Below are 12,877 nucleotides of genomic sequence, written 5' to 3'. Positions count from 1 at the left end.
GTTACGGGTCCGCTTCCCCCTCTGTTGATCTGTGCATGATGAGCACGATACTTCGGGTGTCCGTGAACCGTTCAACTGCGAACGGCGACAAGGGAGGACGCAGTGACCCTGTTGAACAATTCCCGAACTCGACGCAGACGCCTGGGAGTCGGAGCGGCCGCGGCCGGACTGCTGGCCGCGCTGCTGACCGCCGCACCCGCGGGAGCCGTCCCCGACCCCGGTGACAGCCCCGCCGCCCCGAAGGGCGTCTCCAAGAGCGACGAAGCCCGGACGGAGAAGGCCATCGAACGCGGGGAGATACCCGCGCCCGGCGAGGTCGTCCACTCCGCCAACATCGAGCACCTGGCCAACATCCCCAAGGACGCGCTGCCGGGCCTCAACACGGACATCGCGTTCCAGGGCAAGTACGCCTTCGCCGGTAACTACGACGGTTTCCGCATCTACGACATCAGCAACCCGAAGGCCCCGAAGACCGTTTCGCAGGTGCTGTGCCCGGGATCGCAGAACGACGTCTCCGTCTCCGGCAACCTGCTCTTCCTGTCCACGGACTCCTCGCGCAGCGACAACTCCTGCAAGAGCACCACGCAGCCCGCCACGGAGAAGTCCTCCTGGGAGGGCATGAAGATCTTCGACATCAGCGACAAGTCGAACCCCAGGTACGTCTCCGCCGTCGAGACCGCCTGCGGCTCGCACACGCACACGCTGGTGCCGGAGCGCAGGAACGTCTACGTGTACGTCTCCTCGTACTCCCCGAACGCGACGTTCCCGGACTGCCGGCCTCCGCACGACGGGATCTCGGTCATCAAGGTGCCGCGCAAGGCCCCGCAGAAGGCCGCGGTCGTGAACTTCCCCGTGCTTTTCCCCGGTGAGAGTCCTGACGGCGGCGGCAACCCCGGCGGGCCCACCAACCCGGGCGTCTCCAAGACCACCGGCTGCCACGACATCACCGTGCTGCCGTCCGAGGACCTCGCGGCGGGCGCCTGCATGGGCGACGGCATCCTCTTCTCCATCAAGGACCCGGAGAACCCGAAGGTCATCGACCAGGTCCAGGACAACACCAACTTCGCGTTCTGGCACTCGGCGACGTTCAACCAGCGGGCGAACAAGGTCGTCTTCACCGACGAGCTCGGCGGCGGCTCCGGCGCGACCTGCAACGCGGCCACCGGACCCGAGCGCGGCGCCAACGGCATCTACGAGGTCAAGGGCAAGGGCGACAAGCGCAAGCTGGTCTTCAAGAGCTACTTCAAGATCCCGCGTCACCAGGCCGACACCGAGAACTGCGTGGCCCACAACGGCTCGCTGATCCCGGTCAGGGGCAAGGACCTCATGGTCCAGGCCTGGTACCAGGGCGGCGTCTCCGTCTGGGACTTCACCAACTCCAGCAAGCCCAAGGAGATCGGCTACTTCGAGCGCGGCCCGCACACCACCGACAAGATCACCACGGCGGGCTCGTGGTCCGCGTACTACTACAACGGCCGGGTCTACTCGAACGACATCGAGAAGGGCCTCGACGTCCTGAAGATCAACGACAAGCGGACCGACTCCGCCCAGCGGGTCCGCCTGGACGAGCTCAACGTCCAGACGCAGCCGGACTACTTCGACTAGTCCCGTTCGGGGAAGCCCCGTCGGGCGGTTCGCCGCCCGGCGGGAAGCCGAGCTTCCAGTCGAGGTCGTACCGCTGGAACAGCTCGGCGCGCAACGTCTTCAGGGGCATCGGCGCACCGGGGATGAGCAGCGCGAAGACCGCGCCCATCAGGAGCGCGCGCAGCAGCGGATAGTCCCGGTCGGGGTCCTGCGACCCGTACCGCACCACGGTGTCCCGCAGCAGCTCCGCGAGACGCTGCTGCTCGGGACATTGCACGAACCCCTCCGCCTGGAGGATGCCCGCCATGTGCGTGCGCATGAGCAGCGGTTCGTCGACGGCCAGGCCCAGGATCGCGTCGACGGCGCGCGCCAGCCGCTCGTGCCCGTCCGCGGTGCGCGGCTCCCGCTCCAGCGCCTCGTCCAGCGTGCGGTGCATGAGCCGGTGCACCGCGGACTGCAGCAGTTGGCGCTTGCCCGGGAAGTAGTACGACACCAGGCCGCGGGCGGCGCCGGCGCGGTCCGCGATGTGCCCGAGCGTCGTGGCCTCGTAACCGCGCTCGCCGACCAGCTCCACCGTCGCCTGCAGCAGCCGCTCCCGGGAACGTCTGCGCAATTCTTCATTGACCGATGGACTGCGCGGGGACATTCTGTAACTCCTGCGTTGACTGGCTCCGAGCCAATATACTCAGTGCGGGCCTGGGGCAGGCAGCACCGCGGGGGAGTGTTGCCTGCCCCGGACCTCTGTGTCCCGTCCGTTGAAGAGCACGCCCCTGATGGTCATGCGCGGGATCCTCCATGGAGTCGGGGGCGGTGGGGCGGTCGGTGACCGGAGTGCGCGGTCACGTCGCGTCGGGCGTGCGTTTGCCGGGGCCGTACGTGTACGTCGCGATGGCCAGCGCCACCATCAGGGCTCCCAGCAGCCAGCCGCCCACGACGTCCGACGCCCAGTGCACGCCGAGCCAGATGCGGGTCACGCCGACGCCGACGACGGAGAGCGCGGCGAGGGCCAGGCAGGTGCGCCACAGGGCGGGGCGGGCGCCGTACATGTGCAGCACCCACAGGAGCAGGCCGCAGACGAGCACCGCCGTCATCGCGTGCCCCGAAGGGAACGCCGCGTAGTGCGCGGAGTCCACCGGGTCCGGCCAGACCGGGCGCGGCCGGTCCACCGCGGCCTTCAGGCCCTGCTGCAGCGCGGAGCCGACCGCGCAGGTGCCGGTCAGCCAGAGCGCCGGCCGCCACGCCCCGCGCAGCGCGAGCCGGATCACCACCACGGCGCAGAGCGCACGCATCGTCCAGGGGTCCCACACCCAGTCGGTGAGGATGCGGCTGACGCGCGTGATCCCGGATTCGTCCACGGCCCAGCGGTGGGTGGTGCGCGCGATGTCACCGTCGAGCGTGAGCAGCGGTCCCCACTCCAGCGAGACCAGGAGGAGCAGAAGGAGCGAAAGCACGCATAGGACCGCGGCGATGAGCGCGGCCCGGGCGCCGGGCGGTCGGGTCGGGGTGTCGGTGGGCGCGGAGTACATGAAGTGATCCTCGCCGACAGGGCGGGTTCCAGGCCATCCCGGGGCGGCAGGGCGTGGCGCGCCGCCCGCCGGAGGGCCATGGCACAGGCGCTCAGCCCAGCGCGCGCAGGCCCGGCACGAACGTGACGAGGACGGGGATCACCGGCACCAGCGCGGCCGTCGCCGTCAGCCGGAGCCTGCGGCCCGCGGTGAGGCGCGGGCGGGCCGCGAGGAGACGGTGCACGCGCTGCGGGACGTGCGCCTGATGGGCCGGACAGGGGCCGAAGACACCCCGGTCCTCGTTCAGTTCGACCAGCGCGAGGGCGATCGTCAGACGGCCGAACCGACGCGACGCCACATCGTCCGCGGCCAGCTCCACCAGCCGGTGCATCTCGTCGCGGAACGCCGCGAACACCCGCACCTGCGGGAACCCGATGGCCAGCGCCCCCGAACAGTGCAGCAACCAGTCGTGCCTGGCCTGCGCGTGACCCTGTTCATGGGCGAGCACCGCATCCAGCTGACGGCCCTTCAGGCGGCGCAACGCGGCCGTGGTGACGACCAGTTGAGGTGCCTGGCCCGGCAGCCACCAGGCGTCGGGGCGCTCGCCCTCCAGGACCACGAGACGGTTGTTGCCCGGCTCCTCGCCGGGCAACAAGGGGGAGCGTACGATCAGTTCGGCCCTGCTGCCCGCCCGCCGGACCCGCGCCCGCACGATCTCCCTGGCCAGCATGACCGCACTCCACACACCACCACAGGCGAGGACTACGGCGGTCGCGGCGGCCCAAGGGCCGGGCGCCTGCAGCGCGTACGCCTCGACCACGGCGTGCGGCGCGGGCGCGAAGAGGTGGCCGCGCACGGCCTGCCACGCGGCGGCCGCGCTCAGGGTCATCGAGAGAGCGCAGCAGAGCAGGACACCCGCCACCACGCACTGCCAGGCCCACAGCGCGACCACGGGTTCGCGCTCCGGCCAGTCGGCCCGCGCGAGCATCCGGGGGGCTACGACAGCGGTCAGGGCGCCCAGCAGCAACAGTGCGACGGGGACCATCATGGCGCCCAGCCTATGAGGGTCGGACTACCCGAGGGTATGGGCAGCCACTCCAAGTGACGCACGCCACGGCCGACACGGGCATACCTCACGTACGAGTGACGCCCCCAAACCGGACAGCGGGTGACCGTTAGGGTGCGGATGATGATCGAGACCATCGTGTTCGACGTGGGGGAGACCCTCACCAAAGACGACCGCTACTGGGCTGCGTGGGCGGACTGGCTGCAAGTGCCGCGCCACACCCTGTCCGCGCTCGTCGGAGCCGTCGTCGTCCAGGGCGGGGACAGGGCCGACGCGCTGCGGCTCGTCAGCCCCGACATGGACATCACCTCGGCCAGTCGCGCCCGCGAGACGGCGGGCCGGGGCGAGCATCTGAGCGAGGCCGACCTCTACCAGGACGTGCGGCCCGCCCTCGGCGGTCTCCAGAAACTGGGCATCCGCGTCGTCGTCGCCGGGGACGGCACGGCGCGTATGGCGGAACTTCTGCGCGGCCTCGACCTGCCCGTCGACCACATCGCCGCCTCGGGCGACTGGGGCGTGGCCAAGCCCGACCCGGACTTCTTCACGCGGGTGCTCGAAGCGGCCCAGGCCGACCCGAAGGCCACGCTCCACGTCGGCGACCACCCCGCCCACGACATCTTCCCCGCCCAACGGGCCGGGCTGCGGACGGCGCACATCCGCCGCGGCCCCTGGGGGCACTACTGGGCGGACCATCCGGACGTCGCCGACGCGGCGGACCTGCGGATCGACAGCCTCACGGCGCTGACCGAGCTGATCGGGCGGAGGTCGCAGGACGCCGCGCCTCCTACAGCGTGAGCAGCATCGCCACCATCCCGATCCCCATCGACAGCCGGCACGCCAGCGCCACCTCGGAGCGGTCCGCCCACCCCAGCACCGCCGCGCCGCCCGCAGGCGAGGAGACCGCCCGGGGGGCCAGCCGCGCGCCGGACCACAGGACGTACCCGGCGAAGTACAGCAGGAGCGCGCCGGTCAGCAACGGAACGCCGGCTCCCCCGTGCCCCGCGTGCGTGCCGGGCGCCGTGGCCATCGCCACCGACATGTAGACCATCGCGAACGCGCCGACGAGGTGATGGAGGTGGTGCGGGTCGGTCCGGGCCGCCCATACGGTGTGCAGCGCGGCCGCGCCGAACACCGCGGCGTAGACCAGCCACGCCCAGCGCGGCGGCGCGAGGACGGCCGCGGGCACGGCCATCACCGCCATCCCGAACCCCATGAGCGCCTCGCCGCCGGCCGTGCGGCGCTGTTCCTCGATCCGACTGCGCATGCGCAGCAGACAGTAGGCCCCGGTACCCGCGCAGAGCGCGACGAGCAGCCAGGCGGCCTGTGCCGGTCCGTGCACCGCACCCTCCCCTGTCGACGGTGTCAGCTGTCGAACGGTGTCGTCGGGTCGATGCCCGCGCGCGCGGCGCCGTACGCGAGCGCATGGGGGTGCACGGGGAGCACGGGGGAGCGGGCGCGGCGCGGGAACCAAATCGTTTGCGGGTAAAACACTTGCTAACCTTTTGGGTATGAGCAGTACGCCACCGTCCCCGCACCCCGAACCCGCGGCAGGTTCCGAAGCCGAAGCCGTCGCGCCCGGAACCGAAGCCGCTCCCCGCCCCGTCCGCGCCCGCAGGCTCCCGCTCGCCGGTGTGCTGCGGCCGGGCAAGCCGTCCGACATCTGGTTCAAGCCCGCGACCAGCGTCGTCGTGGCCACCGCCCTGCCGAACCTGACGCTGCTCGCCCTCGGCAGGCTCGACCTCGTGATGTACACGATGGCCGGATCCTTCTGCGCCCTCTACACCCACAACCTCCCCTACGCGGCCCGCGCCCGGGTCCTCGCCGGAGTCGTCGCGGGCATGACCGCGAGCATCGCCGTCGCCCTCGTCACCGCCTCGCTCACCGGCTCCGCCGCGGTCCTCGTCGCGGTCGGCGCGCTGCTCGCCGCCGCGCAGAAGACGCTCTGCGACGCCACACGCGTCGGACCGCCGGGACATCTGATCTTCACGTTCATCAGCTCGGCGACCCTCTTCGCGCCGCAGAGCCTGGGCCAGGTCCCCGGCCACCTCGCCCTCACCCTCGCGGGCGGCGCCGTGGCCTGGCTCGTCGGCATGGCCCCCGCCCTCGTACGCCCGCACGGACCCGAGCGCCGCGCCACCGCACGCGCCCTGCACGCCACCGCCGCCTACGCCGAAGCCGCCCACGCCGACGCTACCCGCGCCGACGCCACAGGACCCGGCACCCCCACCGGACCCGGCACCGAGCGGGCCCGCGCCGCCGCGGCCGGTGCCGTGCACGCCGCCTGGCAGTCGCTGCTCGCCACCGGCACCCGGACCGTGCAGGCCCGGCGCTCCCTGGCCCGCCTCGTCGTCCGCGCCGAGGAAGCCCTCGCCGTGCCCGAGGCCGCGGACCCCGAGACGCTGCGCTCCTGGGCGGCCGGGCTGCGCGGCACCGGCGCCGTCCCGCGCCCGCGCGGCGCGCACCCCGGCGAGGAGGCGGAGCTCCTCGGCGTCGACGCCGAACTCGCCGGGCCGAAGGTCCCGCTGTGGCGGCGGCTCGCCCCGGGCTCCCCGCTGCTGCCCGTGGCGCTGCGCACCGCGGTCGGCTGCGCCCTCGCCGGGTACGCCTCGCTCGCGCTCGGCATCGGCCGGCCGTACTGGGCCCTGGTCACGGCCGCCTCCCTCTACCAGGCCAACGTCACCCTCACCTGGAACCGCGGCGTGCAGCGCGTGGTCGGCAACCTCATCGGAGTGCTCGCGTTCGCCGCCATCGCGCCGTTCGCGCACCTCGGCCACGCCGAACTCATCGTGTGCTGCCTGGCCCTCGCCTTCGGCGCGGAGGCGCTGATCACCCGCAACTACTGGCTGGGCAGCGTGTGCGTGACGCCGATGGCGCTGCTCGTCACCGAGTTCGCACGGATCCAGCAGCCCGGCGAACTGATCCTCGACCGCGTCGTGGACACCCTCGTGGGCGCCGTCCTCGGCGTCGCGGCCGCCGTCCTCGTCACCAACCGGCGCGCCGTCGACCAGATCGAGAACGCCATCGCGGCCACCGACCGGGCGCGCGAGCACGCCGAGGCGGGCCTCGCAGGAGCGGGCGCGGTCGAACCCGCCCGGCGCCGCCTCACCGCGGCCCTCGTCGAACTGCGGGCCGCCGCGGACGCCGCCGCGGGCGAATGGTGGCAGCGAGCCCTGCCCGAGCAGCGGGTGCTCGCCGCCGAACGCGCCGGACACCGTACGCTCGCGGCGACGGTCCGCAGGCTGCACGGCCACGGCGGAGAGAACGGTCAGGGGACGCGGGCCCGCGCAGGGGCCGCCGACGCCTGGGAGGGCGCACGAGCATGACGACGGAGAACGGCCCGGTGACCGGCCACGGCGGGGACACCGTGGCCGCGGTGGTGCGGCAGTGGCAGACGGTGCGGCCCGACATCGACACCGGACCCATGGAGGTGATCGGCCGCATCAACCGCTGCGCCGCCCTCCTCCAGCAGGCCGAGGACGCGCCGCTGCGCCGGGCGGGCCTGACCCGCGCCGAGTTCGACCTGCTCGGCGCGTTGCGCCGCACCGGACACGAGCTGACCCCCGGCGAGCTGGCCCGCGAGACCTTCTCCTCCGGGGCCGCCGTCACCAAACGGCTCAAGCAACTGCAGGAACGGGAACTGGTCGAGCGGCGTGCCGACGCGCGGGACCGCAGGGTCGCGCACGTCGGACTGACCGACGCGGGACGCGACCTGGTCGACGCGATCCTCCCTGAACAGCTGGCGTACGAGACGGTCGTCCTGTCCGTGCTCGACGGCTCGGGTCAGGGGCAACTCAGCGGACTACTCGGCGAGTTGCTCGCACAGCTGGAGGGACGCCTCGGCGTGCGCAGAGGCTGAGGCGCCCTCAGGCCGCCTCCACCCGCTTCATGATCTCCTCCTGCGTCAGGTAGGCGTCCGTCATCTCGAAGTCCTTGAGCGTGGCGGGCCGCTGCGCCTGGAAACCGGTGCGTACGTAGTCGTCGCCCGCGACCGCGTTCAGGCCCCAGTTCGCGGCCGTCCGGAAGCGTGCGGTGACCGTGCGCAGCGCCCCCAGGTGGTAGCCGCGCGCCACCACCTGGGCGGGCAGCCCCGTCAGCTGCACACCGAGCGGCTTCGACACCGCCTGGATGCCGCCGAGGTCCACGACCAGGCCCATGTCCTTGTGCCGGTAGTCGGCGAGCGGGAAGCCGCGCAGGGCCGAGACGACGTTCTTCGCCGCCGCCCAGCCCTGCCGCATGGCGTGCTGCGCGGTCGGCGGGCAGATCGCGTCGCCGCCCTTGGCGAGGTCGGGTACGGCCGCCGCGTCGCCGAGCGCGAAGACGCCGTCGAGCCCGGGAACCGTCAGATCGGGGCGCACGACGAGCCGGCCCCGGTTCGTCTCCGCGCCCAGCGTCGCGATGAGCGGGCTCGGCGCGACACCCGCGGTCCAGATCAGCGTGCGGCACGGCAGGACGCGGTCGTCGGTGAGCGTGACGGTGTCCTCGGTCGCCTTGGCCACGGACACCCCGAGCGACACGTTCACGCCCCGGCGCTGGAGGATCTCCATCGCCTTGTCGCCGAGCCGCGGGCCCAGCTCCGGCATCAGCTTCGGGGCGACGTCCACCACGTGCCACTTGATCTGCGACACGTCCAGGCCCGGGTAGCGCTTGACCGCGGCGCACGTCAGGCGCTGGAGGTACGCGGCCGTCTCCACGCCCGCGTAGCCGCCGCCGACCACCACGAACTGGAGCCGCTGTTCCCGCTCCGCACGGCTGGAGCTCGCGGCGGCCAGGTCCAGCTGGGAGATGACGTGGTCGCGGATCCACGCGGCCTCGGCGAGCGTCTTGACGCCCACCGCGTACCGGTCGACGCCGGGGATGTCGAACTGCCGCGTGACACTGCCGGGCGTCAGGACCAGGTAGTCGTAGCGCTCCACGACCTCCTCGCCGTTGATCTTCCGTACGACCACCGCCTTGGCCTTGGGGTCGACGCCGACGGCGCCGCCCGGCACGATCGCGGTGCGGCGCAGCATCCTGCGCAGCGGCACGGCCACCGACTGCGGAGTGAGCACTCCGGAGGCGACGTGCGGCAGCAGCGGCAGATACAGCTGGTGGTCCGTCGGACTGATCAGCCGCAGCTCGGCCTCGTGGGGCGAGAGCTTCTTCTCCAGCTTGTGTGCGCACTCCATGCCGGCGAAACCGCCGCCGACGATGAGGATCCGGGGAGCTGCCATGTGATGTCTCTCCTGAGCGGTTGGAGATCGACTTCAGGGCTGTCGGGCCTGTCAGGGCTCTGAAAGATCTTCTGCGGACCGTACCCGTGGCCTTGTACCCCTGCATCCTGGATGGATTGCTCGTGTGACGTGCTTCACACATCTGCATCTGTACTACCCGGCTTGCGCGCCTTGCGTAAATGGCCGGCGCCGCGCCGGGGGAGGGCGGGATGCTCCCTGAGGGGCCTACGGACCGCCTCCTCCGCAGTTCGGCGGCGCCCCGGACCGGGTCACTCGGTGCCTGCCACGGCCTGGACGTGCCCCTCGTCTTCGGCAACCTCGACCGCGGCCAGCCCGCCGCGCTGATCGGCGACGGAGGTACGGGGGAGGGGACCGAATCCGAGGCGGAGACCCTCTCCGCCCGTATGCGCTCCGCATGGACCTCGTTCGCCGCGAACGGCGACCCCGGCCGGCCGGCGTACGACCGCCAACGGCGCCTCGTGCAGCTCTTCGACGCGGCGCCGAGCGTCACCGCCTGCCCGGAGGAGCCGTCACGCCTGATCTGGCGCGACCACACCTTCCCCGTGCTGCCGTTGCACGCGTCGGACGGTTCGGAGGGTCAGACGCCCGGCCGGTAGCGGATGGGGTGGTCCCGCGGGACCTCGACGAGAACGATCCTGACGCCGTCCGGGTCCGCGATCCACATCTCGACCAGTCCCCACGGCTCCCGGACCGGCGGCCGCACCACCTCGACGCCCCGCTCCACCAGCTCCGCGTGGGCCGCCGCGACGTCCGCGACCTGGAGCCACAGCCGGAGCCCCGGCGCGGGCGGGGCATCCGAGCGCCCCGACACCTCCAGGAAACCCCCGCCGAGGAAGTAGACCGTGCCGCGCTCGGGACCGGTGCCGAACTCGCGGTAGACGCCGAGGCCGAGCATCCCGCCGTAGAACACGCGCGAGCGCTCGGGGTCGGTGGGACGCAGAAGTGTCCTGCTGCTCAATACGTGGACCATGCGACCGCACCCTAGGGCCCGCGGCCCGGGGGTTAGGCTCGACGGCGCCCAGACATCACGCCAAAATTCGGAGAGCCAGGTCCATGGACACCGCCCCGCGCCCCACCCCAGGAGAGCTCACGTTCCGCGCCGCCGAAGTCGCCGACGTGGACGCCGTCGTCGCGCTCATCGAGTCGGCGTACCGCGGAGACGCGAGCCGCGTCGGGTGGACCACCGAGGCAGACCTCCTGGAGGGGCAGCGCACCGACCCGCAGGGCGTCGTCGACGTCATCGAGTCGCCGGCGAGCCGGCTGCTCGCCGTCGAGCGGGACGGCGCACTCATCGCGTGCTGCCAGCTCGAACACCGCGGGGACCACGCCTACTTCGGCATGTTCGCTGTCAGCCCGGCCCTCCAGGGCGCGGGCTTCGGCAAGGTGATCATCGCCGAGGCCGAGCGGACGGCACGCGAGACGTGGGACGCCCGCGAGATGCACATGACCGTGATCTCCGCCCGCGACGACCTCATCGCCTGGTACGAGCGGCGCGGCTACCGCCGTACGGGAAAGATGAGCCCCTTCCCGTACGGCGACGAGCGCTTCGGCATTCCGCAACGCGACGACCTGCAGTTCGAGCTGCTGGTCAAGGACCTGGCCTAGGGCCTGGGGCCTGTGTCCCTAGGCCGTGAAGCGGCCCGTCCGCTTGATCTCCGGGTAGTCCGTGGTCGCGCCGTCCAGCTGCAGCGCCCGCACCAGGCGCAGGTCGTCCTGGCTGTTCACGACCCAGCCGATGATCCGCAGGTCCGCCTTCCTGGCGCGCTCGACGATCTCCAGCGTCAGACGCCGGATGTTGAGGACGAGCGTGGTCGCGCCGACGGCGGTGGCGCGCTCCACGACATCCGTGCCGTAGCGGCTCGCGACGAGCGCGGTCCGCACGCCGGGGACCAGGCGGGCGATCTCGGCGATCGCCTCGTCGTGGAAGGAGATCACCTCCACCCGCGCGACCAGATCGCGGCGCAGCATGACCTCGGCGAGGGCGCGTGCGGCCGCGACGTCCTTGATCTCGGCCTGCAGCGGCGCCCTCACCGCGTCCAGGACCTCCTCGAAGACGGGGACGCGCTCGCCGCGGCCCGCGTCGAGCTCCCTCAGCTCGGCGAGGGTCTTCTCGGCGATCGGCCCCTTGCCGTCGGTCGTACGGGCCACGTCGGCGTCGTGCATGACGACGAGGGCGCCGTCCTTGCTCAGATGCAGATCCAGCTCGATGAGGTCGAGGCCCGCCGCTTGCGCGGCGACGAAGGAACGCAGGGTGTTCTCGGGCTCGACGCCCATGACCCCACGATGACCGATGGTGAGGAAGTTCAAGATCCACTCGCTTCCGTCGACGGAGGCTCGGCGTCCGCGCGGCCGGGGAGCCGCGCGCAATGTCGCAGCCTAATGGCCCGCCTCGGTGAAGGAACCGTGTGGACGGGGGTGAGTGGACTCCTCGGATCTGGTTCCCGCGATCCCCAGGATGAGGCCGGTGATCAGGGCGGCGACAAGGACGGCACGGGTGCTCACGGGTGCGCTGCTCCGAACGGCGGGGGACGACTGGCCCCCTCCGTCCTACCGCCGGGGGCACCGCCGGGGCGAGCCGCTTCACCCTGGCGTGGGCGAGTCCCCCACGGGTTGACCCGGCGGCGGAACGGGTTCCGCTTCGGCGTCCGGGTGGGGCGCGGGGGCCGTCGACGGCGCGTCGACGCCCAGGGCCCCTCCTCGCGCCGCCAGCTCGGACAGATCGTCGAGCATCGCCTCCGCCAGCCCCACCTCCGCCTCCAGACGCCGTTCGCTCCACCGCAGCGCGACCCGCGGATGCGACCACGCCTGGGGCCCCTCCACCCGCTCCACCCGCGCGAGGGCGTCCCTGACCTCCTTCAACTCGCCCCTGGTCTGCGCGATGTGTCCGGCCACGAGGTCCCGCAGCCGGTCGGGGGCGGTGAGGTGACCGAGCCAGATCCGAAGGAGCAGCGGGTGCTTGAGGACGGGCGGGCCCACGTCCCGGCCGCCGTCGGCCCAGCAGGCCAGCGCGGCCCGGCCCTCGTCGGTGATGGCGTACGCCCGCTTCGTACGGGGCTCCTCGGGGCCGGAGCGGCGCGACGTGGCGTACCCGAGCGCTTCGAGGCGGCGCAGCTCGGCGTAGATCTGGCTGATGGCGGGCGACCAGTAGAAGAAGCGCAGGGAGGCGTCCGCCCACTTCTTCAGCTCGTACCCGGTCCGCTCCCCGGGAAAGGAGAGCAGCCCCAGCACGGCCCACGCGGTCGGCGGCAACCCGGCGCCGCCGTCGGCGGACGCGGTGCTGTCGTGCTGCTGCGAGGTGGTTCGACGGGCCGCCATAGGGCGCATTGAAGTGAAGGGGGTGGGGCGGGCGCAAGGCTCCCACGACGCGGTCGCGTCCAGAACCTTCAGCACTCGGCCCGCGAAACCGTCGCACGCGGTCGACTGGATGGCGGTGCCGGACGCCGGGAGCCGCCGAACCGTACCGCGGCGCAAGGCCTCGCGCCCACGGAGTG

14 protein-coding genes are annotated in these 12,877 nt (G+C 72.4%); 6 read left to right on the top strand and 8 right to left on the bottom strand.

The window, feature by feature from the left end; all coding sequences use genetic code 11:
- Positions 1-102 precede the first annotated feature (102 nt).
- Positions 103-1,605 (top strand): LVIVD repeat-containing protein, encoded by a 1,503-nt coding sequence (locus NOO62_RS05805; RefSeq protein ID WP_268769831.1) that lies wholly within the window; start codon positions 103-105, stop codon positions 1,603-1,605.
- On the opposite strand, the gene NOO62_RS05800 is transcribed toward NOO62_RS05805, so the two are convergent.
- The 3 genes from NOO62_RS05800 to NOO62_RS05790 all read right to left on the bottom strand — a co-directional run bounded on the left by NOO62_RS05800 (position 1,571) and on the right by NOO62_RS05790 (position 4,137).
- A complete protein-coding gene (locus NOO62_RS05800; RefSeq protein WP_268769830.1) occupies positions 1,571-2,230 on the bottom strand; it encodes a TetR/AcrR family transcriptional regulator in 660 nt (219 codons plus the stop codon). The genes NOO62_RS05805 and NOO62_RS05800 overlap by 35 nt on opposite strands.
- Before the next feature lie 193 nt (positions 2,231-2,423).
- A complete protein-coding gene (locus NOO62_RS05795) occupies positions 2,424-3,110 on the bottom strand; it encodes a phosphatase PAP2 family protein (RefSeq protein WP_268769829.1) in 687 nt (228 codons plus the stop codon).
- 91 nt (positions 3,111-3,201) lie between these two features.
- Complete coding sequence (locus NOO62_RS05790; RefSeq protein WP_268769828.1) at positions 3,202-4,137, bottom strand: M56 family metallopeptidase; 936 nt, start codon at positions 4,135-4,137, stop codon at positions 3,202-3,204.
- Positions 4,138-4,278: 141 nt separating this feature from the next.
- Between NOO62_RS05790 and NOO62_RS05785 the strand changes: the two genes are divergently transcribed.
- Positions 4,279-4,950: an HAD family hydrolase gene (locus NOO62_RS05785; protein WP_268769827.1), complete on the top strand. Its 672-nt coding sequence runs from the start codon at positions 4,279-4,281 to the stop codon at positions 4,948-4,950.
- Here NOO62_RS05785 and NOO62_RS05780 read toward each other — a convergent pair.
- A complete protein-coding gene (locus tag NOO62_RS05780; RefSeq protein WP_268769826.1) occupies positions 4,940-5,494 on the bottom strand; it encodes a DUF5134 domain-containing protein in 555 nt (184 codons plus the stop codon). The genes NOO62_RS05785 and NOO62_RS05780 overlap by 11 nt on opposite strands.
- 169 nt (positions 5,495-5,663) lie before the next feature.
- Here NOO62_RS05780 and NOO62_RS05775 point away from each other — a divergent pair, with 169 nt between their 5' ends.
- Together NOO62_RS05775 and NOO62_RS05770 are read left to right on the top strand one after the other, a co-directional pair.
- Positions 5,664-7,478 carry an FUSC family protein gene (locus tag NOO62_RS05775; protein WP_268769825.1) on the top strand — a complete coding sequence of 605 codons (1,815 nt, stop codon included), beginning with the start codon at positions 5,664-5,666 and terminating at the stop codon, positions 7,476-7,478.
- The gene (locus NOO62_RS05770; RefSeq protein WP_268769824.1) at positions 7,475-8,011 is read left to right on the top strand and encodes a MarR family winged helix-turn-helix transcriptional regulator; all 537 of its coding nucleotides are present in this window, start codon (positions 7,475-7,477) and stop codon (positions 8,009-8,011) included. Before NOO62_RS05775 ends, NOO62_RS05770 begins: the two co-directional genes overlap by 4 nt.
- Positions 8,012-8,018: 7 nt before the next feature.
- Here the strand turns inward: NOO62_RS05770 and NOO62_RS05765 are convergent, their stop codons facing one another.
- On the bottom strand, positions 8,019-9,365 hold the full coding sequence (locus tag NOO62_RS05765; RefSeq protein WP_268769823.1) for an NAD(P)/FAD-dependent oxidoreductase: 1,347 nt from the start codon (positions 9,363-9,365) through the stop codon (positions 8,019-8,021).
- A gap of 209 nt (positions 9,366-9,574) precedes the next feature.
- Between NOO62_RS05765 and NOO62_RS05760 the strand changes: the two genes are divergently transcribed.
- Positions 9,575-9,982 (top strand): hypothetical protein, encoded by a 408-nt coding sequence (locus NOO62_RS05760; protein ID WP_268769822.1) that lies wholly within the window; start codon positions 9,575-9,577, stop codon positions 9,980-9,982.
- Here NOO62_RS05760 and NOO62_RS05755 read toward each other — a convergent pair.
- On the bottom strand, positions 9,964-10,356 hold the full coding sequence (locus tag NOO62_RS05755) for a VOC family protein (protein WP_268769821.1): 393 nt from the start codon (positions 10,354-10,356) through the stop codon (positions 9,964-9,966). The genes NOO62_RS05760 and NOO62_RS05755 overlap by 19 nt on opposite strands.
- Before the next feature lie 83 nt (positions 10,357-10,439).
- Here NOO62_RS05755 and NOO62_RS05750 point away from each other — a divergent pair, with 83 nt between their 5' ends.
- The gene (locus NOO62_RS05750) at positions 10,440-10,991 is read left to right on the top strand and encodes a GNAT family N-acetyltransferase (protein ID WP_268769820.1); all 552 of its coding nucleotides are present in this window, start codon (positions 10,440-10,442) and stop codon (positions 10,989-10,991) included.
- 18 nt (positions 10,992-11,009) lie between these two features.
- Here the strand turns inward: NOO62_RS05750 and NOO62_RS05745 are convergent, their stop codons facing one another.
- Both NOO62_RS05745 and NOO62_RS05740 read right to left on the bottom strand, forming a co-directional pair.
- Complete coding sequence (locus NOO62_RS05745) at positions 11,010-11,693, bottom strand: glycerophosphodiester phosphodiesterase (protein ID WP_268769819.1); 684 nt, start codon at positions 11,691-11,693, stop codon at positions 11,010-11,012.
- A gap of 273 nt (positions 11,694-11,966) precedes the next feature.
- Complete coding sequence (locus NOO62_RS05740) at positions 11,967-12,701, bottom strand: PadR family transcriptional regulator (protein WP_268769818.1); 735 nt, start codon at positions 12,699-12,701, stop codon at positions 11,967-11,969.
- Between the last annotated feature and the right edge of the window lie 176 nt (positions 12,702-12,877).

Source organism: Streptomyces sp. Je 1-369 (assembly GCF_026810505.1).
In the GTDB taxonomy this organism is placed as follows: domain Bacteria; phylum Actinomycetota; class Actinomycetes; order Streptomycetales; family Streptomycetaceae; genus Streptomyces.
Note: the sequence above shows the minus strand (reverse complement) of the source record. Positions and strands in the feature narration are given on the sequence as shown.

Excerpts from the sequence above, each read along its gene's own strand:
- NOO62_RS05800 (WP_268769830.1), bottom strand. The coding sequence starts at position 2,230 with ATGTCCCCGCGCAGTCCATCGGTCAATGAAGAATTGCGCAGACGTTCC.
- NOO62_RS05795 (WP_268769829.1), bottom strand. The coding sequence starts at position 3,110 with ATGTACTCCGCGCCCACCGACACCCCGACCCGACCGCCCGGCGCCCGG.
- NOO62_RS05790 (WP_268769828.1), bottom strand. The coding sequence starts at position 4,137 with ATGATGGTCCCCGTCGCACTGTTGCTGCTGGGCGCCCTGACCGCTGTC.
- NOO62_RS05785 (WP_268769827.1), top strand. The coding sequence starts at position 4,279 with ATGATCGAGACCATCGTGTTCGACGTGGGGGAGACCCTCACCAAAGAC.
- NOO62_RS05775 (WP_268769825.1), top strand. The coding sequence starts at position 5,664 with ATGAGCAGTACGCCACCGTCCCCGCACCCCGAACCCGCGGCAGGTTCC.
- NOO62_RS05770 (WP_268769824.1), top strand. The coding sequence starts at position 7,475 with ATGACGACGGAGAACGGCCCGGTGACCGGCCACGGCGGGGACACCGTG.
- NOO62_RS05765 (WP_268769823.1), bottom strand. The coding sequence starts at position 9,365 with ATGGCAGCTCCCCGGATCCTCATCGTCGGCGGCGGTTTCGCCGGCATG.
- NOO62_RS05760 (WP_268769822.1), top strand. The coding sequence starts at position 9,575 with ATGCTCCCTGAGGGGCCTACGGACCGCCTCCTCCGCAGTTCGGCGGCG.
- NOO62_RS05755 (WP_268769821.1), bottom strand. The coding sequence starts at position 10,356 with ATGGTCCACGTATTGAGCAGCAGGACACTTCTGCGTCCCACCGACCCC.
- NOO62_RS05750 (WP_268769820.1), top strand. The coding sequence starts at position 10,440 with ATGGACACCGCCCCGCGCCCCACCCCAGGAGAGCTCACGTTCCGCGCC.
- NOO62_RS05740 (WP_268769818.1), bottom strand. The coding sequence starts at position 12,701 with ATGGCGGCCCGTCGAACCACCTCGCAGCAGCACGACAGCACCGCGTCC.